Annotated in this window: 21 protein-coding genes and 3 pseudogenes; 8 read left to right on the top strand and 16 right to left on the bottom strand. The window is 68.8% G+C overall.

What is annotated here, in order from left to right; genetic code table 11:
• Window positions 1-2 precede the first annotated feature (2 nt).
• From J7E96_RS36795 to J7E96_RS36750, 10 genes are all read right to left on the bottom strand, one after another.
• The gene (locus J7E96_RS36795; protein ID WP_215138260.1) at window positions 3-284 is read right to left on the bottom strand and encodes a DUF4235 domain-containing protein; all 282 of its coding nucleotides are present in this window, start codon (window positions 282-284) and stop codon (window positions 3-5) included.
• Window positions 284-715 (bottom strand): DUF3618 domain-containing protein, encoded by a 432-nt coding sequence (locus J7E96_RS36790; RefSeq protein WP_215138258.1) that lies wholly within the window; start codon window positions 713-715, stop codon window positions 284-286. Before J7E96_RS36790 ends, J7E96_RS36795 begins: the two co-directional genes overlap by 1 nt.
• Complete coding sequence (locus J7E96_RS36785; protein WP_215138266.1) at window positions 712-1,137, bottom strand: phage holin family protein; 426 nt, start codon at window positions 1,135-1,137, stop codon at window positions 712-714. The genes J7E96_RS36790 and J7E96_RS36785 overlap by 4 nt, the downstream gene beginning before the upstream one ends.
• 248 nt (window positions 1,138-1,385) lie before the next feature.
• A complete protein-coding gene (locus J7E96_RS36780) occupies window positions 1,386-1,934 on the bottom strand; it encodes a phosphatase PAP2 family protein (protein WP_215138256.1) in 549 nt (182 codons plus the stop codon).
• A gap of 83 nt (window positions 1,935-2,017) precedes the next feature.
• On the bottom strand, window positions 2,018-3,097 hold the full coding sequence (locus tag J7E96_RS36775; RefSeq protein WP_215138254.1) for a YihY/virulence factor BrkB family protein: 1,080 nt from the start codon (window positions 3,095-3,097) through the stop codon (window positions 2,018-2,020).
• 94 nt (window positions 3,098-3,191) lie between these two features.
• The gene (locus tag J7E96_RS36770; protein ID WP_215138252.1) at window positions 3,192-3,386 is read right to left on the bottom strand and encodes a hypothetical protein; all 195 of its coding nucleotides are present in this window, start codon (window positions 3,384-3,386) and stop codon (window positions 3,192-3,194) included.
• A gap of 10 nt (window positions 3,387-3,396) precedes the next feature.
• Complete coding sequence (locus tag J7E96_RS36765; protein ID WP_251070968.1) at window positions 3,397-3,600, bottom strand: helix-turn-helix transcriptional regulator; 204 nt, start codon at window positions 3,598-3,600, stop codon at window positions 3,397-3,399.
• Between the two features lie 301 nt (window positions 3,601-3,901).
• A complete protein-coding gene (locus tag J7E96_RS36760) occupies window positions 3,902-4,171 on the bottom strand; it encodes a hypothetical protein (RefSeq protein ID WP_215138248.1) in 270 nt (89 codons plus the stop codon).
• A 157-nt stretch (window positions 4,172-4,328) separates the two neighbouring features.
• Window positions 4,329-4,964 carry a hypothetical protein gene (locus J7E96_RS36755; RefSeq protein ID WP_251070965.1) on the bottom strand — a complete coding sequence of 212 codons (636 nt, stop codon included), beginning with the start codon at window positions 4,962-4,964 and terminating at the stop codon, window positions 4,329-4,331.
• A gap of 249 nt (window positions 4,965-5,213) precedes the next feature.
• Window positions 5,214-5,429 (bottom strand): hypothetical protein, encoded by a 216-nt coding sequence (locus J7E96_RS36750; RefSeq protein WP_215138246.1) that lies wholly within the window; start codon window positions 5,427-5,429, stop codon window positions 5,214-5,216.
• Window positions 5,430-5,714: 285 nt separating this feature from the next.
• Here J7E96_RS36750 and J7E96_RS36745 point away from each other — a divergent pair, with 285 nt between their 5' ends.
• Entirely contained in the window at window positions 5,715-6,728 is a 1,014-nt protein-coding gene (locus tag J7E96_RS36745) for an acyl-ACP desaturase (protein ID WP_251070964.1), read from the top strand.
• Here the strand turns inward: J7E96_RS36745 and J7E96_RS36740 are convergent.
• Together J7E96_RS36740 and J7E96_RS36735 are read right to left on the bottom strand one after the other, a co-directional pair.
• Window positions 6,725-7,948 carry a beta-ketoacyl synthase gene (locus J7E96_RS36740; protein ID WP_215138244.1) on the bottom strand — a complete coding sequence of 408 codons (1,224 nt, stop codon included), beginning with the start codon at window positions 7,946-7,948 and terminating at the stop codon, window positions 6,725-6,727. The two genes, J7E96_RS36745 and J7E96_RS36740, sit on opposite strands and share 4 nt — an antisense overlap.
• Complete coding sequence (locus J7E96_RS36735) at window positions 7,945-8,205, bottom strand: acyl carrier protein (protein ID WP_215138242.1); 261 nt, start codon at window positions 8,203-8,205, stop codon at window positions 7,945-7,947. Before J7E96_RS36735 ends, J7E96_RS36740 begins: the two co-directional genes overlap by 4 nt.
• A 316-nt stretch (window positions 8,206-8,521) precedes the next feature.
• Here J7E96_RS36735 and J7E96_RS36730 point away from each other — a divergent pair, with 316 nt between their 5' ends.
• The 5 genes and pseudogenes from J7E96_RS36730 (at window position 8,522) to J7E96_RS36710 (ending at window position 11,941) form a co-directional block, all read left to right on the top strand.
• The gene (locus tag J7E96_RS36730; protein WP_215138239.1) at window positions 8,522-9,259 is read left to right on the top strand and encodes an SDR family oxidoreductase; all 738 of its coding nucleotides are present in this window, start codon (window positions 8,522-8,524) and stop codon (window positions 9,257-9,259) included.
• Window positions 9,256-9,570 carry a hypothetical protein gene (locus J7E96_RS36725; protein WP_215138237.1) on the top strand — a complete coding sequence of 105 codons (315 nt, stop codon included), beginning with the start codon at window positions 9,256-9,258 and terminating at the stop codon, window positions 9,568-9,570. The genes J7E96_RS36730 and J7E96_RS36725 overlap by 4 nt, the downstream gene beginning before the upstream one ends.
• A gap of 37 nt (window positions 9,571-9,607) precedes the next feature.
• Window positions 9,608-9,883, top strand: a complete 276-nt coding sequence (locus J7E96_RS36720; protein WP_215138235.1) for an acyl carrier protein — start codon at window positions 9,608-9,610, stop codon at window positions 9,881-9,883.
• Window positions 9,883-11,152 (top strand): annotated as a pseudogene (locus tag J7E96_RS36715) (beta-ketoacyl synthase). Before J7E96_RS36720 ends, J7E96_RS36715 begins: the two are co-directional and overlap by 1 nt.
• 159 nt (window positions 11,153-11,311) lie before the next feature.
• Entirely contained in the window at window positions 11,312-11,941 is a 630-nt protein-coding gene (locus tag J7E96_RS36710; RefSeq protein WP_215138233.1) for an HtaA domain-containing protein, read from the top strand.
• Between the two features lie 86 nt (window positions 11,942-12,027).
• Here J7E96_RS36710 and J7E96_RS36705 read toward each other — a convergent pair.
• Window positions 12,028-12,206, bottom strand: a pseudogene (locus tag J7E96_RS36705) (transposase); the annotation flags it as partial.
• A gap of 105 nt (window positions 12,207-12,311) precedes the next feature.
• On the opposite strand from J7E96_RS36705, the gene J7E96_RS36700 reads away from it, so the two are divergent.
• Entirely contained in the window at window positions 12,312-12,602 is a 291-nt protein-coding gene (locus J7E96_RS36700; protein ID WP_215138231.1) for a hypothetical protein, read from the top strand.
• A gap of 460 nt (window positions 12,603-13,062) precedes the next feature.
• Here the strand turns inward: J7E96_RS36700 and J7E96_RS36695 are convergent, their stop codons facing one another.
• Window positions 13,063-13,893 (bottom strand): dienelactone hydrolase family protein, encoded by an 831-nt coding sequence (locus tag J7E96_RS36695; RefSeq protein WP_215138228.1) that lies wholly within the window; start codon window positions 13,891-13,893, stop codon window positions 13,063-13,065.
• Window positions 13,894-14,037: 144 nt separating this feature from the next.
• Here J7E96_RS36695 and J7E96_RS36690 point away from each other — a divergent pair, with 144 nt between their 5' ends.
• Window positions 14,038-15,078, top strand: a complete 1,041-nt coding sequence (locus tag J7E96_RS36690) for a helix-turn-helix domain-containing protein (RefSeq protein WP_308296312.1) — start codon at window positions 14,038-14,040, stop codon at window positions 15,076-15,078.
• Between the two features lie 678 nt (window positions 15,079-15,756).
• Here the strand turns inward: J7E96_RS36690 and J7E96_RS39000 are convergent.
• Together J7E96_RS39000 and J7E96_RS36680 are read right to left on the bottom strand one after the other, a co-directional pair.
• Window positions 15,757-15,891: pseudogene (locus J7E96_RS39000) on the bottom strand (thiamine pyrophosphate-binding protein); the annotation flags it as partial.
• Window positions 15,891-16,049, bottom strand: a complete 159-nt coding sequence (locus J7E96_RS36680) for a hypothetical protein (RefSeq protein WP_215138225.1) — start codon at window positions 16,047-16,049, stop codon at window positions 15,891-15,893. The pseudogene J7E96_RS39000 and the gene J7E96_RS36680, both read right to left, overlap by 1 nt.
• Between the last annotated feature and the right edge of the window lie 405 nt (window positions 16,050-16,454).

Below are 16,454 nucleotides of genomic sequence, written 5' to 3'. Positions count from 1 at the left end.
AATCAGATTGAGACGACATAGCCGGGCCAGGTACCGGTCAGGCGTTGCACCGCGGTGGCGCCGCCGCGGTCGACGGCCGCTTTGACGGCGGCGAAGATCGCGCCCTGGAAGGTGGCGGCGAGCAGGATCTCCTGCCAGCTGCGGTCCTCGTCAGTGGCGTCCGGGGCGTCTTCGTCGTGGCCGATGACTTTCCAGACCTGTTTGAAGAGCGCGCCGGCCACGACGCCGCTGACGGCGCCGAGTGCCAGGCCGACGGGCTTGTAGGCGACCTTGGACGCTTTCATCAGCGTCCCCTCCTCTTACGGCGCGCGAGGAAGAGCACTGCGAGCGCGGCGACTCCGGCGATCAGCAGGACACGATTGCCGCGCGCGCTCTCTGCCGCCTGATACGCCTTCTCGCGGACCGGGTCCGGGGCCGTCTCCTGGAACTTGTCGGCCACGGCAGCCGCGGCCTGCGCGATCTGCTCCTTGGTCTGTGCGGCCTTCTCACGCACCGGCTCGGGGGTCTTGTCCTGCACCAGGCGCACTGCCTGGGCGGCCTTGTCCTGCACCTGATTTTTGACCTGTGCCGCCTTGTGTTGTGCCTGGGCTTTGACATCGGCCTTGGCGGCCAGCGCTTCGACGGTCTGGCCGAGTTCCTCGCGGGTTCCTTCCACCTGCTCGCGCAGCTCTTCAGGGGTAGGCGTGGAGCCGTTGTTCTGCGGGTTGACGGTCATCGGTGCGCTTTCTCCTTGATCTCAGCGACGTCGGCTTTGACGCCGTCGATGGCTCGCTCAGGGGCGGGCGGGGCCGCCTTGCTGATCTGCTTCTTGCCCACGGCGGCGAGCACCGCAGCCAACGCCGCCAGGACCACGGTCACGGTCAACGCGGAGACCCAAAGCGGCCACATCAGGTTCAGCGCCACGATCGCGGTGGCGACAAGAGCCTGCAGGGCGAGGAAACCGACCACGCCGGCTCCGCCGAACAGGCCGCCGCCGATACCGAACCGTTTGCCCTTCCGCTGCATCTCGGCCTGCGCCAGGCGCAGCTCCTGCCGCATCAGCTGGGAGATCTGCTCCGACGCCTGCTTGACCAGCTCGCCCACCGGCTCCTTGGCCTCGGAGCTCTGACGCGGCGGGGGGTGCATGGACGTGCTCATCGTCCTACCTGCCTTTCCATGCTCAGCCGAGGCACGGTCGTATACGTGCCCAGACATGACTGCGGTGGCGGTGACCTGCCCGTTGGTGGCGATCCGTACGAAGTGGTAGCCCTTGCCGGGCTGGTGCCGCACGTCAAAGCGTGCCGCCATGACACCTCGCTCTCCGTTCGTGTCGGGTACGGGGCGGTTCCCGCCGCGTACCCGAGCCCCGACCTGCCATGCTGCCGACACAGCCCCGGAACTGGCGCTCAGAGCAGCCGGCCGAGCAGTAGCCGGGGTGCGCGGTTGACCAACCAGGCGCTCACCAGGCCGATGACGGTGCCGACCGCGACATCGCTGGGATAGTGCGCTCCGCTGTGGACACGCTCCACAGCCACCATCGCGGCAGGAACCGCGGCGGCCGTCCCCCACCACGGCGAGGTGAAGGCAACCGTGGCGGTGAGGCCCACGGCGGCCGCGGTGTGCCCGGAAGGGAAGGAGGAGCTGTCCGGCCGCTCCTCGACATCGTCGTGCGGGATCAAGTCCGCCGGGGGCCTGCGCCGCTCGAACAGCTGCTTGCACACCGCGTTCCCGATCACCTGCGCGGTCAGCATCCCGGCCACGCCCGCCACCGCGGCTTTGCGCTCCGTGCGCCCGCCCACGGCAGCCATAACGACGGCGATGCCCCACCAAAGTTTCGTCTTCTCCGCCGCGGACTCCACCGCCGACAGCACCTGCCGCGCCGAGGCGGAGTCCCAGGAGGCGGCCCGGCGGGTCAGCTTCCGGTCGACCAGACGAAGATCACAGAGAGGGTTCATGACCTGCTGGTTCCCCTCACCCGGTATCCAACACCTCGGATCCGGCACCCAACGGGGCCCGCTCAACCGCGCACGGCCTGGGGTCAGACGCTGCCCATCTCCCTGCGATCTTCGTCGGTCCACGTGTGGGTGTCGCGCGGCTGGACGTACGGCTCCTCGTGTTCGGGGTGGCCGCCGATGATGGCCCGCTCCCGGGCCATTTCCGCGTCGAATTCCAGGCCCAGGAGGATCGCCAGGTTGGTAATCCACAGCCAGACGAGGAAGACGATCACTCCGGCGAGGGTGCCGTACGTCTTGTTGTACGAACCGAAGTTCGCCACGTAGAGCGCGAAGCCGGCCGAGGCGACCATCCAGATGACCAGGGCGAGGAAGCTGCCGGGAGTGACCCATTTGAAGCCGCGGCCCTTGGCGTTGGGGGAGGCCCAGTACAGGATCGCGACCATGACGGTGACGAGGAGTGCCAGGACGGGCCACTTGGCGATCGACCACACCGTCAGAGCGGTGTCCCCGATGCCGAGCGCCGCGCCCAGTTGCCGCGCAAGGCCGCCGGTGAACACCACGATGAGCGCGCTGACGCAGGCCATGACCATCAGTACCAGAGTGACGCCCACCCGTACCGGCAGCACCTTCCACACCGGCCGCCCCTCCGGTATGTCGTACACGGCGTTGGAGGCGCGGATGAACGCGGCCACATAGCCGGACGCCGACCACAGTGCGCCCAGCAGACCGGCGATCGCCAGGACCGAACCGGTGCCGCCGTTGCCCTGCAACTGCTCGACCGCAGTGGAGATGACGTCCCGCGCCGAACCGGGAGTCATTTTCCTGAGGTTGTCCAGGATGGACTTGGTCGCCGATTCGCCGGCGATGCCCAGCAGGGAGACGAGCACCAGCAGGGCTGGGAAGAGGGACAGGACGCCGTAGTAGGTAAGCCCGGCCGCGCGGTCGGACAGTTCGTCGTCCTTGAACTCCGCCACCGTGCGCTTCAGCACGGCCCACCACGACTTCGTACGCATTTCGGTGGGCTGATCCGGCGCGTCCCGCTCCACCTGCGGATCCGGCCCGGCGCCGCCGCCGGGCCCGGCATCACCTCCCTCGCGCCCGTGGGTGTACTCGTCGTCCTCGTGTCGCGTACTGCCGTGCTTTCGCTGCCAGATCGGTGCCATGGCGTACGGGTAACCGGAATTCTGCCCTGGACACCACGCTGCCTCAACGCCTCAATGTCTCCTGGCCTGGACTTGTCTTCAGCACCCGGCAGACTCACGTCCCACCAGGCCCGGCTCGCCACTGCGGCAGCGCGAGGGTTACGACGGCCCGCGCCGACGTGCGCGGCGGGCCGCGCGGGAGTGGCGGTGCCGGCGGGAGGGACGGGTTGCGCAGGCGTTCTTCGTATTGGTCCAGTACGAGTACCAGGCCGAGGAAGAATGCGGGCAGCAACACGGCGATATCTGCCATCGGATCGGTGTCAGGCCGGGGCCGGCACAGGAACCTGGGCCGCGTGAAGGACCTCGGACAGGGGCAGCCCGAGGGCGTCGGCGAGTTCGGCCAGTTCTTGCTCGGTGGGACGGACGGGGCCGCTGGCCCCGTCCTGAGCGAAAGCCCTGATACGCGGGGTGCGGATACCGGTCCGCTCCGCGAGGGCCTGCGCCGTCAGGTGACGGCGGTGCATGGACACTTGCAGAAGTTTTCCAAGGTCGGCCATCTCTCTCGTTTGCCCCGCCAGGGCGCCGTCAGTCCAGAGCGTCTCCATGGTGGGCGCCCGCCCGGCATCGGCGGTGGGCTTCGGGTGCCCGTGGCAAACGGATGAGGCCAATACGTCTCCGTGCCGTTGCGTCTTGGAAGTGGGATCGCGTGGGGTTACGAAGACCTTGTGGGCCGGCCCGGTGCGGCGAAGCCCGGGCCGGCCACATTCGCGGCAAAGGCTGGGCGACCGGCCTGAGCACCGCACGAGTCTCTCGCGCAGTGACGTGTCAGCTGCCGACCGGCGTGACGCCGAACATCAGCATGCGGCGGCTGACGTCGTAGTGCACCGTTGAGGTCTCGGAGAGCAGGTCCTGGAGGACGTCCGCGTCGTCGGCGTCAACGGTCAGCACTTCTTCCGACGCGCCTTCGTCAAGCACCAGTTGCAGGGTAATAGTGCCCGGGGCCCCTGGAGCGCCGGCGACCCAGGTGAACTGGTAGTGGCTGAGCTGACGCACCTTGATGCTGTCATCCGTCACAGGCTGAGTGACCTTGGCCATGAGCTTTCTCCTTGGTCCAGAAAATGAACGGTTTCGGGTTCTACGGCTGCTGGCTGATCTTGAGGTCCTCCAAACCGGGTGCGCCTAGCACTCGGCCGCGCAGGGAGGCTCCGCCTCGGACAGTGGGCCGGGGCGGCGTGCAGCTGGAGACGGACACTTATGCTTCGCAGTGCCGTCCCGGCATGCCGTGCTCACGGGCGCGGCGAACGGCAGCCCATCCGGTGCCCCCAGCTGCGACCAGTGGTGAGGTGGCCCGGCGCAGCATCCCCAGCCGTTGCTGTTCGGGGCGCTGCTGCTCGCCGTGCAGGGCGTTGAGGACCAGTACGCCCGCGGTCAGCGCGGGTACGGCCCACTGCAGCACGACGAGCTGCCGCTGAGCTTGGTCGAGCCTGATCGGGTGTTCGGCGGCCATCTCTGCATCCCTGGGGTCCAGGGACGAGGCGAGTTCGACCTTCTTTCCCAGGACGCGGGTGTAGGCGGTGGCAGCGAGGGCTGCTCCCGTGAGCACCAGTTTGGCCACGGTGGAGGCGCCGACTCCCTGCTGGTAGGCCACCCGGGCGCTGTTCGCACCCAGCAGGCCGGCCCCTCCCACGAGGTGAGTACCGATCGCTGCTGCGTTCACCGGTGTCCAGGCTGCCCAGCCGGCGCTGGCGATCCGCGCGGTGGACATTTCGCCGTCCCCAGTCTTCTTCGCCGCCCCGTTCAGGCCGATGGCACCCATCAGGGAGCCACCGAACCAGGCCGCCAGCCCGATGTCATGCAGGCTGCGCATGACCGTATTGCGTTCAGACATCCGAATCCTTCCACGACTCACGCCCCGCCATCCGGGGCACCGCAACCAGCCTCAGCGCGATCACCGGCACAGACCAGGCAGGGCGCGCACACGGGCTACCAACTCAGGCCACCGTCGGACGACGAGCCGATGGCAGTGCTTCTGATGGCGCTCTTTGAAATCGGCCACCCCCTGCTCGGGGGTGACCCCACACCTGCTCACGATTCCCCAGCTGGGAATGAGATCGTCTCCGTGGGACAGGGGGCCGGTTTACTCCTCGGCCAATGAATCAGAGCTGGTTCGGTCCTTTGGGGACGACTGCATGGCGGCCTGCTCGCGGGCGGCTGCGGCGGCTTTCTGCCGGGCGATGTCCTCGGCGCGGCAGGGACCGCACACGGACAGGTCGCCGGCCTTCCATGCCTCGCTGTTCAGGGTGGTCTCCTCCCAGCGCTGGTCGGTGAACTTCTGCCCGCACCGTTTGCACACCGGCCGCCGTGCCTCCCGCTTAGCGGCCCGGAGCCGCTTCTCCTCCGCTTCGGCTCGGGCGGCCTGGCCGCGCTTTCCTGCGACGGCGGTTCCGTCAGCACACCCGTTCAGGCGAACTTGATGAGGAAGGCGCCGCTGTCGTGGTTACCGAATACCCACGGTCCCGCCGGGACGGGTGGAACTGGCCGAAGTACCCGTCCGGGCCTCGCCATCCTCATCCAGTCCATCCTCAAAGGAGTGAAGATCACATCTGGGAGTGCCTGTGCTGCTTCATACTCACTGGCCATGGCAGATGATCACGACATGTCCGGTCGTCCGGGACGGATCGATTGGCTTGTGGAACTGGAGCCGGTGGTCGCCCGGCTTGTTGATCGGCATTTGGGCACGGTGCGGGAGTGGTTTCCGCATCAGTACATTCCGTGGAGCCGGGGAGCGGACTTCGAAGGCCCTGTGGGTGGTACGGGTTGGCACACCAGCCAGTCGAAGCTGAGCACGGCCGCTCGTTCGTCGTTGGTGCTGAACCTGCTGACCGAGGACAACCTGCCCAGTTATCACTACGCGTTCGCCACCACCGTCTCGCGTGATGGTGCGTGGGGGGAGTGGCTGAATCGTTGGACCGCTGAGGAAGACCGGCACGCGGCAGCTATCCGGGGCTATCTGCACACCAGCAGGGCGGTGGATCCGGTAGAGCTTGAACGTGCGCGAATGCGCCAGTTGTCCGCAGGTTTCACCTCCACCCACGAGGGCGTGTTGCACGGGCTCGCTTACGTGACGGTGCAGGAGCTGGCGACGCGGGTGGCGCACCGTAATGCGGGCCGGCACAGCGGGGATCCGGTGTGTGAGCGGCTGATGACGCGGATCGCGGCGGATGAGAATTTGCACATGGTGTTCTACCGGGAGTTGTTGCGTGCGGCGCTGGAGATTGCGCCGGGGCCCGCGCTGGCGGCGATTTTGCAGGCGGTGCGTGATTTCCGGATGCCTTCTTATGCGGCGCCGGACTTCGCCCGGCTTGCGATGGACGTGGCGCTCGGCGGGATTTACCACGTAGGTCATTTCCACGACGAGGTGGCTGTACCGCTGCTGCGGTCTCTTGGCGTGCTTGACCTGTCGGCAGTGGGAGCGTTGGGGCGGCGCTGCCAGGAGGATCTGGGCCGGTTCCTGGAGTTGCTGCGAGCGGAGGCCCGTAGCTTCGAGGAGCGGCGTGCCCGGCTGGTGGAGGGCCGCGCCCGGTGGGAGACGCTCTGCGCCGGTGGCGGGCGCCCCGCCGCACCATCGCGGGGGACCGCGGGCGGGTCCTAGCCGGCAGTGAGGATGACGACGACGTTGTGGCCGCCGAATCCGAAGGAGTTGCTGGCCGCGGCTTGGATGCGCTGGGGGCGGCTTTTCTTGGTGACCACGTCCAGGTCGAACTCCGGGGCGGGAGCGTCGACGTTGGCTGTGGGGGGCACAGTGGATTGCTGGATGCTCAGTACGGTCAGGGCGGCTTCCAGGGCGCCGGCCGCGCCGAGTGAGTGGCCCAGTGCTCCCTTGTTGGAGGTGACGCTGGGGCGGTGGGGAAACATCCGGCTGATCACGTTGGCTTCGGCCGTATCGCCCTTGAGGGTGGAGGTGGCATGTGCGTTGACATGGTCTACGTCGCGGGCGCTGAACCTGGCGTCCGCCAGGGCAGCGACCATCGCCGTCTGGGCCCCGGTTCCTTGCGGGTGCGGGTCGGTCGGGTGGTAGGCGTCGCTGCTTGCCGCAGTGCCGGCGAGCAGGGCGCGGGGGCGGACGCCGCGGGCCCGGGCGTCCGCCGCCCGTTCCAGGATCAGGATGGCGGCGGCTTCTGCCATCACGAAGCCGTCGCGGTCCGGCGCGAAGGGGCGGGACGCGCCTGCCGGGTCGTTGCTGCGCGTGGACAGGGCTCCGGCCCGGTGGAATCCCGTAACCATCAAGGGGGTGCTGCCGGATTCGGTGCCACCGGCCACGACGATGTCGCAGCGGTCACCGGTGAGCCAGTCGTGTGCGATGGAAAGCGCGCTGGCGCCGGAGGCGCACGCGGTCGCGGCGACCACACTCGGTCCGCGGGCACCGAGCGAGAGTGAGATTTCGCCTGCTGCCATGTTCGGCACCAGCATCGGGATCAGCATCGGCGAGACGGACTCGGCGCCCTGGTCTTTCAACCGTAGGTGCTGGGCCTCCCAGGTGCGTGCACCGCCCAAGCCGCAGCCGATCACCACGCCGACGCGTGCGCCGTCCCAGGTACGGGGATCGAGTTGGGCGTCGCGTACGGCTTCGTCGGCCGCGAACAGAGCCAGCTGGGTGAACCTGTCCAGCCGCCAGAGCTTGCGCCGGCCGATTACCGCCCCGATGTCGGATTCCGGGATCCGGCAGCTGAAGTCGACCGGCAGTCCTGCCAGGCCCGGGTCGGTGGCGGCAGTCGGCGCGCCCCTGCACACCTGACTCCAGGCGGCGTCCAGGCCGGTCCCGGCGGGGGTGATCGCACCGAGGCCGGTCACCGCGATGTCGGGGCGGCTCACGGTGCGGACGTGGCCGCATCGACGGCTGCCAGCTTGGTGTTGATGCCGTCGGCGGCCTCGGCGAGGGTCGTGCCGGCGGTGACGGCGTCACTGCCGAAACGGACGCCGATCCGCTCCTGCAGGGTCAGGTCGAACTCGACCAGGGCAAGCGAGTCGAGTTCCAGTGCTCCCAGCGTGGCCTCCGGGGTGACCTGCTCCGCGGGTACCTGGAATTTCCCGGTCAAAATCTCGGCGACGACGTCGTAGGCCTCGCTCATGGCGTTGTGCTCCTTGCTGGGCGAACCGCAACGGGACCCGCTGCGACTGAACCGGTCCCAAGGGGACTGACAGTCGATGCTGTCGGTCCGATGTGACCTGGTCGCCCAGCTGTCACCCGTGAGGATGATTCCACGCTGTCGATTCACTCGTCCGGGATGCCTGAGCAGTGATCGGTGGTGCCCGCTGTGTGTAACGGTGCCTAACGTGAGTGCCCCTCCGGCCACTGCGGAGCGTCGCACCCCTTTTCGCCGGCAGCACCTGTCCGTCCCGCCCCGCATCGCGGGCGCCGTCTGAGAGGCCCCGCAGCCCTTGATCGTGCTCACCGGAGCCACCGGATTCCTCGGCTCGCACCTGCTGCTCGAACTGTTGTCGACCGAGGACCGCGTCACCGTCTTGGTCCGCGACGATCCGCCTGCCGCCCTGCGCCGTCTCGACCGGGCACTGGCTGGAGCCGGGGCCGGACGCGACGTGCTTGCCTCGCTTCACTCACGGGTACTGCCGGTACGGGTTCACCTGCAAGCACCCCGGCTCGGGCTCACCGAGCACGCACACCGCCAGCTCGCCTCCGGCGCACGGCAGGTCTGGCACAGCGCAGCCCTGACCGCCATGACTGCAGATGCGAAAACGCTCCTGGAGGCCAACCTCGAAGGCACTCGGCGAATCCTCGAGCTGGCCGACGCCGCACCCGCGGCCCGCCTCTTCCACATCAGCACCGCCTACGTTTGCGGTGCCCGGACCGGCACCGTCGCCGAGGACGACCTCGATGACACGGCCGGCTTCCGAAACGCCTATGAGGCCTCGAAATTCCACGCCGAAACACACGTGCGCGGCTGGTCTGCTCGCACCGGACGTACGGCGACGGTCTTCAGGCCCAGCGTGCTGGTCTCCCAACGACCGCGGCGACCGCGCGGCCCCGCCACCCGCTGTCCGTGCTCGCCGCCGGCCTGCGCCTGTGGGCCGAGCAGACGCTCCTGCCGACTGCGGTACGCGTCATCGGATCTCCGCACGCCACCGCCAATCTGCTTCCTGTCGAGTACGCCGCCCGGGCGATGACTGAGATCGGCGCCATGCCGCCCGGCCGGCCCCTGGAGACCTACCACGTCGTCCACCAGCACGACACGCCCATCCCCGCCGTACTCAACGCCATGGAACGCAGCTGCCCGGGCTTGTCCCTGCGCCTGACCTCCGCTGCGCACCGGCTTGGCCCGGCAGACCGCGCATTCGCCGCGCTGACCGCGGGATTCCATCACTACGGCGGCATGGCGGCACACTTCGACCGCGCCCGGCTCACCACCATGACCACCGGCATCGAACCGCCCGCACCGGTCAGCGCCGACTACCTCCAGCGTGCGCTCGCCCTCTGAACCGCCGCAGGATCGATCTCCTCGAAGGGCTCACCCCATGACCGACGCCTACCAGGCACTCACGGGATTCCTCACCGACCGGTTCGACGTACGGCCCGAAGAGATGAGCCCGCGCATCACCTTCGCCGCCCTGGACCTGGACTCACTCGACCTGGCCGAAATCTCCGTACTGGTGCACAAGCGGTACGGCATCACCCTGAAGGGAGTCCGTGCGGCCACCACCCTCGCCCAGGCAGCCGACGTACTCCAACAATCATGGTCGGCACCGGACACGGCCGAAACGACGGCAGCCGCCGACGTGAGCCGAGCATGATGCGCGGGCACGACGTCGTCATCACCGGCCTCGGGCTGCTCACCCCGGCCGGCCTCGGCGTAGCGGCGAGCTGGGACGGCCTGTGCACAGGCCGTCCCACGGCCGCAACCGACCCCGAACTGGCCGGCGTTCCGGTCGACTTCTCCTGCGCCCTGCCCGAGTTCAGGCCAGAGGCTTCGCTCAACGGGCGCCTGGTGATGCGCACCGACCGCTTCGTGCACATGGCGCTGATCGCCGCCAGAGAAGCCCTCGCGGACGCGAGTATCACTCCAGCCGACTGGGATCCGCAACGGGTCGGCGTGGTCATCGGCGTCAGCACAGGAAGCATGGAGTCCTGGGCCCCTCACTTCGCCGGCGTCGCCGACGGCCGTCATGGTCTCGCCCTTCGTCGTCACCCGGACCCTGCCCAACATGGCGGCCGCTGAGATCGCCATCGACCTCGGTGCACAAGGGCCCAGCCTCGCAGTCAGTACCGCATGCGCTTCCGGCGCCACCGCGATCGGCGTCGCCCGCGATCTCGTACGCTCAGGCACCTGCGACATCGTCATCACCGGTGGCAGCGAAGCGACCCGGGTGCCCATGGTCGCCACCTGCTTCGGACAGGCCGGAGCCCTGTCACGACGCATCCACGACCCGGCCGGTGCCTCCAGGCCCTTCGACGCGCACCGCGACGGCTTCGTCCTCGGCGAAGGCGCCGGCGTACTCATTCTGGAACGCGCCGAACACGCCAGGGCCCGCGGCGCCCAGACAGGCCGGGCCAGTCCGAGCAGCGGAGCCACAACGCCCCCGAGAGCAACAATCCGGGCCGCGCTCACCGGATACGGCGCCTCCAGCGACGCGCATCACTTCGCGGCGCCCCACCCAGAGGGCCGCGGCGCCGAACTGGCGATGCGTGCGGCACTGCGCGACGCCGAACTTTCCCCGGACGCCATCGACCACGTCAACGCGCACGGCACCTCCACACCACGCAACGACCTTGCCGAGGCCCTCGCCCTGCACCGGGTCTTCCACACACCGCCAGCCGTAACCGCCAACAAAAGCGTCTTCGGCCACGCGCTCGGTGGCGCGGGCGCCATCGAAGCCGTCTGCACGGTGCTGACCCTGCAGGAACAGCTCATCCCACCAACCGCCAACCAGGAACACCCCGATCCCCAATGCGACCTCGATGTCGTCACCGGGCCTCCACGACCGGCCCAGATCCGCACCGCGATCTCCAACTCCTTCGGCTTCGGCGGCCAAAACGCGGTCCTCGTCTTCCAGGCCCCCTGAGAACCCAAACCCCGAAGACGTACGAACGGCCCAAGGCTTATCGCGCGGACGGCCTCATGACCCCAGCCCGACGAGGCACTGTTACGCCCGTCTGCTGGTGCTCGCAGACTCTCACTCACCATTCCGAGTGATCAGCACCGGTCCAGCACTTCACAGGAGATGACCAGTCGTTACCAGGACGTGAAGATCATTAACTCGAAGAAGCGTCTGGTCATCCTCTCCCTCGCCGCGGCCGCCGCCCTGGGCGGCACCGCCATGGCCGCCGGCGCCAGCCCCGAACTCCCCCTGCGCGGCTCCGGCACCTTCTGTCTCGCACCGGACGCGGCGCGCACCCTGACAACTCAGAACATGAGCCTGGAAGCCATCGCGCCCGCGACGGCCGCCGACAACTGCGTCACTCTTCCCGGCACCGGCACGCTGTCGGCAGACCTCCTGGGCGGCGACATCCCTCTCGAAGGAGGCATGCGCTTCACAGGCGCCGGTCACCAACTCGACGTCAGCAACGTTCACATCCACGTGGGCAAACGCTCCACCAGTGCGGACATTGTCCAGACCGCCTCTGCGGCCAAGAACGTCGACTTTCTCCACTACACGCTGTCTCCCAGCACTGTCTCGGTCACGCCCCGGACCGTGAACGCCGCATCCATCCCGCTGAACCTCACCACCCCGGGAGCCGTCGCCTTCACCGACGCCCTCGGCTCCAGCCCGGTGAAGGCCGGCGAACCGCTCTTCACCTTCGACGGACGCGCGGAGTTCACCACCCCCTTCAATGACGTCACCATGCCGTAGCCATCAGCCCAGTCGCCGGTGATGCCTCTGCCGCTTGGCCTACGCACGCATTACTGGTGAAGGCGTCCGCAACCGTGCGACGCTGGTGCGGCGTCCTCCGTCGGCGCCGTGTAGACCCGGCTTCAGCGCTTTCGCGATCTTGTCCCAGTCCTGGCGGGCGGGCATAGCGGAACGAGGCCCGTAGAAGGTGAACGACGCAGGTCTGCACGACGGTCTGCGGCCAGACCTCGCCGACCGCGTCAGGCAGGCCTTTCAGGCCGTCGCAGACACGCATGAGGACCAGGCCCTCGGTGAAGTGGCGCTTGCCGGTGCCCGAGGGGCCCGCGATCACCAACATATTGATCATCCGCCAAGACTATCGGCGCTCACCTTGACCGACGATTCGGTGCGTGGTGACCGCGGGAACGTCGTGGCTCGGGCCGAGGGCGGCGTGGAGTGGACCACTGCCTTCGCGGATCTCGACCCAAAGGGATTCCCGATGCTCTGGGCCCTGGACCCGTGTGGCGACGCGGTCTTCAACCGGCGCCAGGTGCCCCTGCTGCTGGCGGAACTCGACCGGCTCCCGGTCGCTTGCGGCGGTGACTGGGTCAGACAGGCCCGCGAGTTGTGCCAGGTCGTCGAGCAGAGAGTTCACCGGTATCTGTGGTTCGTCGGCGACTGACCGCAATCAGTCTGCTGTCAACTCCCTTGGCAGCTGCGGTGGTTGGCCGAGGGCCTGCCAGGTGATGGTGCCGCTCTGGACGGAGTGGGCCTCGTCCGCGCGGACGACCTCGCCAGCGGGTTGGTTCGCCGCGATGTGCTCCAGGATGGAGACCAGGTCGTCGTCGGCGAAGCGCCCAGCGTACGGACCCTGCGGTCATGTCCCCCTCAGCCTTTCCAGCTCCGACGCCTGATCACCCGCCTCGCCCACCGCCGGCCAGCACCCATTGACCACGTCCTGCACTGGCGACGGCGACGACAACACCAAGACCGCACCAGGCACTACAAACAACGCCGGCACATTCACTGCCCGAACTGAGTCCCCATCTCACAAAGAATCGATCATTGGCCCAGCCGGATGAGGGTGCTGGCGAGGGCGAGGGCGAGGGCGAGGTCGCGTTGTCCGGCGGGCCAGGGCCCGGTCAGGTCGTGGGCAGCGGTCGGTTCCCGTTCGGGTGCAGGCGGTCAGTGAGGAAGGCGAGGATCTCGTCGCGGGCCCGGACCGTGGGATGGCCGGTCTCGTCGACGAGATGGGCGGTGACGACGCTGTGCGGGGTGCCGACCAGATCGGCGAAAAAGGGCGGCGGGGCCGTGTTGGCGGCGCTGTCCGGGAGGACACGCCCGTCGAAGGCGTCGCCGAGCAACGATCGGTAGGCGGCGAAGCGCTGCCCCGTGCACCAGCGGTCGCCCTCGAAACGGTAGGCGAGGACGGTGAGTCCGTCACGGTCGAGCCGGTCGCGCACCGCGCGCGCGTCCGCCGCGTCGAGTTCGAGTCCGCCGGGGTCGTCGAGCGGCAGCGACGGGTGGTTGACCACAGGGGCGATCACCGCCGGCTCCAGGGCCATGGTGAGGGCGAAGTTGCCGGTGAAGCACAGGCCGATCGCACCCACCCCCGGCCCACCGCACGCGGCGTGGGCCTGCCGCGCCAGGCCGCGCAGCCAGACCGTCACCGGGCTGGTGCCGCCCCCGGCGAAGGCGCGGAACTCGGCGCTGACACAGGCGCGGCGGACGACCTCCCGGCCGCCCTCGACCGTGGGGAAGGCGCCGTCCGTCCCGAACAGGGAGGGCACATGGACGGTGAAACCCGCGTCCCGCACCCAGCGCGCGAGCCGCAGGACGTCGGGACTGATGCCCGGCATCTCCGGCAGCACCACGACCGCAGGCCCGGCCCCGGCTACGTACACCGTCTTCTCCACCCCCTCCACGGCCACGCTCCGGCGGGTGAAGTCGTTGATCGGATCGTCGTCGCTCATGGGGCCAGCCTGGCCCCGGAGCCGGCCGCCGGGTGAGGGGCGGGATCGCCAAGGCCAGGGGTAATCTCGCCACAGGCGAGGAAGGCGAGCGGTACGCGGTCGGCGACCCGGGGCCGGGACACCAGGGGTAAGGGAGCGATGGCGGTGGCGACGCGGCAGGCAGAGGAACGTGCGGGTCCGGGCGCCGAGCCCGGTGCGCTGCGGCTCGGGGTCCTGGCGTACCCGGACTGCTTCGCGTCCGAAGTGTTCGGCGTCCCCGATCTGTTGACGATGGCCGGGCATGTCGCCGGACCGGACGCGCCCGACTACCATGTGTCGGTCATCTCGCCCCGCCGCCGGGTCACCGCCTCGGGCGGCGCGAGTCTGGACGTGCGCCCCTTGCGCGAGGTCGACGTCCTCGTGGTCCCCGGCTTCGAACTGCGCCCGGACACGGACCTCGACGCGCGGCTGGCCCGGCTCGCCCCGGAGATCGCGGCGATCCGCGCGCAGGCCGCCGCCGGCACCGCCGTCGTCTCCCTCTGCGTCGGCGCGTTCCTGCTCGCCGAGGCTGGGCTCCTCAACCGGCGCCGGGCCACGACCTCCTGGCTGTACGCCGGCGAACTGGCCAGGCGCTGCCCGGACGCCGACGTGCGGCCCGAGCACCTGGTCGTCACCGACGCGGGGGTGACGACCACGGCCGCCTTCAGCGCCATGTACGACTTCGCGCTGGACCTGATCCGCCGACACAACGGCGCCCGGGTGGCCGGCACCACCGCACGGTTGGCGCTCGTCGACGACGCGCGGACCTCCCAGACCCCGTACGTCGACCCGCGGCTCCTCCCGCAGCCAGGCCGGGAGTTCTCCGAGCGGGTCATGCGGCGGCTCGACCAGAACCTCGCCGAGCGGTACGACCTCGCCGCGCTCGCGGACACCTTCCGGGGCAGCACCCGCACGCTGCTGCGCCGCTTTGCCGAAGAGACCGGACGCAGCCCGCTGGCCCATCTGCAGGCTTCCCGGGTCCGCCGCGCCCGCCATCTGCTGGAGACCACCGACAGCACCGTCGCCGCCGTCGCCGCAGCCGTCGGCTACCAGGACCCCGGTACCTTCGCTGCCCTCTTCGCCCGCCACACCGGCCACCGCCCGAGCGCCTACCGGACCGCTTTCCGCCGCATGGCCCGGGCATCCGCCCCGGACGACGGCGTCTAATCTCATGCGCCAGAGATTCTGAGGGTTAGTAAGTAGCCTGTTGGTATGTCGCATCCGGGTCCCTCTGCCGTGGAGATCACACTGTCCGAGGATGAGCGTGCCGAGCTGATGCGGCGGGCGGGGACGACCGGATCGGCGTCCGGCCGAGCGAGCCCGGATCATGCTGGCGTGCGCTGACGGAATGCCTAATCCGGGTTTGAGCGGGCCGTTGGCAGGGTGTTGAAGACGGTGAGGAAGTGGCGCGGGGCCTTCGCCGCGGAGCAGATGGCCGGGCTCGAAGACACCGGGCGCATCGGGCGGCCGAAGGCCGACCTGGTCCTGAGTTGAGGCTGAGCGGGCGACGCCGAGGACCAGGACGGGGTGGGCGGCCTCGGCCACGAGGTCGGCCATGCGCTCGTACTGCTCCTCCGACGGCATGGGGGTGTCGGGCGTAGTCGGAGGGAGGGCGGCGACTGAGTCGCCGACTGGTATCTCGGCCCGTAATAGGTCCACGGGCAGGCTGATGAAACTGGGGCCAGGAGGTTCGGTGGTGCTGTGGGCAATCGCCGTGCCGATCGGAGCGGACAGCTCCCCGGCGTTTGCGAGTTCTGCCGAGTACTTGGTGATCGGGGTCATGACGGCCACGTTGTCAACGCACTGGTGCGACGCGCCGGGAAGGCTGTCGTGGGTCTCGGCCTGTGCGGACAGTGCGATCAGCGGGAAGCGGTCGAGCATGGCAGTGCCGATGCCGGTGCAGAGGTTGGTCATTCCCGGGCGGAGCGTGGAAAAGCACACCTGGGGACGTCCGGTGAGACCGGCCAGGACAGCGGCCATCACAGTCGCCTGAACTCGTGGCGGGTCAGGACGAAGTCGATCCCGTCCACCTCGTCGAAGGTGATGGCCGCCGACTCGCGGCCGATGACGTCGAAAACGTGTTGAACACCTTGGTCGCGGAGCAGCTCTTGCAGTACTCGTGCAACGGTTCCGGTCACGAACAGACCTCTCGTCCGAAGGAGAAGTATCTGGTGTTTCGTGCTTCTGCCGCGCCCCGCAGGTCTAGCCAGCCACATTTCACACGTCAGGAGAACGGCGGGCGGTACGACGCCTCAGCGCCGGGATTGGCCGGATCCGGCATCCGGCACCCACACCGCCGACCGTCCTAACATTTCCCACTCGACCACTTGTTGGTGGTCCCGCTACGTCCGTCCCCGTCCGTCCACATCGTCACCCGCTACAAGAACGAAGACCGCAACAATCTGCTCGGTCCTTCTCCCGCGCCAACCACCCATCGGACACCCCCTGGAACTGAGGCCCAAGTACGGTGCTCCCCCATCGTGAGGTCTTTCGAGCGCGCACCCTCTTGCCTGAACATGTGAAGGGACCCTGGTGCCGCATGG

It is taken from the genome of Streptomyces sp. ISL-96, assembly GCF_018614035.1.
Taxonomy (GTDB): domain Bacteria; phylum Actinomycetota; class Actinomycetes; order Streptomycetales; family Streptomycetaceae; genus Streptomyces.
The sequence above is the reverse complement of the archived record's forward strand: the minus strand, read 5'-3'. Positions and strand labels throughout refer to the sequence as shown.

Bases quoted from the DNA above. Each gene is read 5' to 3' on its own strand.
- J7E96_RS36770 (WP_215138252.1), bottom strand. From the start codon at position 3,386: ATGGCAGATATCGCCGTGTTGCTGCCCGCATTCTTCCTCGGCCTGGTA.
- J7E96_RS36775 (WP_215138254.1), bottom strand. From the start codon at position 3,097: ATGGCACCGATCTGGCAGCGAAAGCACGGCAGTACGCGACACGAGGAC.
- J7E96_RS36745 (WP_251070964.1), top strand. From the start codon at position 5,715: ATGGCAGATGATCACGACATGTCCGGTCGTCCGGGACGGATCGATTGG.
- J7E96_RS36760 (WP_215138248.1), bottom strand. From the start codon at position 4,171: ATGGCCAAGGTCACTCAGCCTGTGACGGATGACAGCATCAAGGTGCGT.
- J7E96_RS36695 (WP_215138228.1), bottom strand. From the start codon at position 13,893: ATGAGCGACGACGATCCGATCAACGACTTCACCCGCCGGAGCGTGGCC.
- J7E96_RS36755 (WP_251070965.1), bottom strand. From the start codon at position 4,964: ATGTCTGAACGCAATACGGTCATGCGCAGCCTGCATGACATCGGGCTG.
- J7E96_RS36720 (WP_215138235.1), top strand. From the start codon at position 9,608: ATGACCGACGCCTACCAGGCACTCACGGGATTCCTCACCGACCGGTTC.
- J7E96_RS36765 (WP_251070968.1), bottom strand. From the start codon at position 3,600: ATGCACCGCCGTCACCTGACGGCGCAGGCCCTCGCGGAGCGGACCGGT.
- J7E96_RS36785 (WP_215138266.1), bottom strand. From the start codon at position 1,137: ATGAGCACGTCCATGCACCCCCCGCCGCGTCAGAGCTCCGAGGCCAAG.
- J7E96_RS36710 (WP_215138233.1), top strand. From the start codon at position 11,312: ATGACCAGTCGTTACCAGGACGTGAAGATCATTAACTCGAAGAAGCGT.
- J7E96_RS36795 (WP_215138260.1), bottom strand. From the start codon at position 284: ATGAAAGCGTCCAAGGTCGCCTACAAGCCCGTCGGCCTGGCACTCGGC.
- J7E96_RS36735 (WP_215138242.1), bottom strand. From the start codon at position 8,205: ATGAGCGAGGCCTACGACGTCGTCGCCGAGATTTTGACCGGGAAATTC.
- J7E96_RS36725 (WP_215138237.1), top strand. From the start codon at position 9,256: ATGACTGAGATCGGCGCCATGCCGCCCGGCCGGCCCCTGGAGACCTAC.
- J7E96_RS36780 (WP_215138256.1), bottom strand. From the start codon at position 1,934: ATGAACCCTCTCTGTGATCTTCGTCTGGTCGACCGGAAGCTGACCCGC.
- J7E96_RS36790 (WP_215138258.1), bottom strand. From the start codon at position 715: ATGACCGTCAACCCGCAGAACAACGGCTCCACGCCTACCCCTGAAGAG.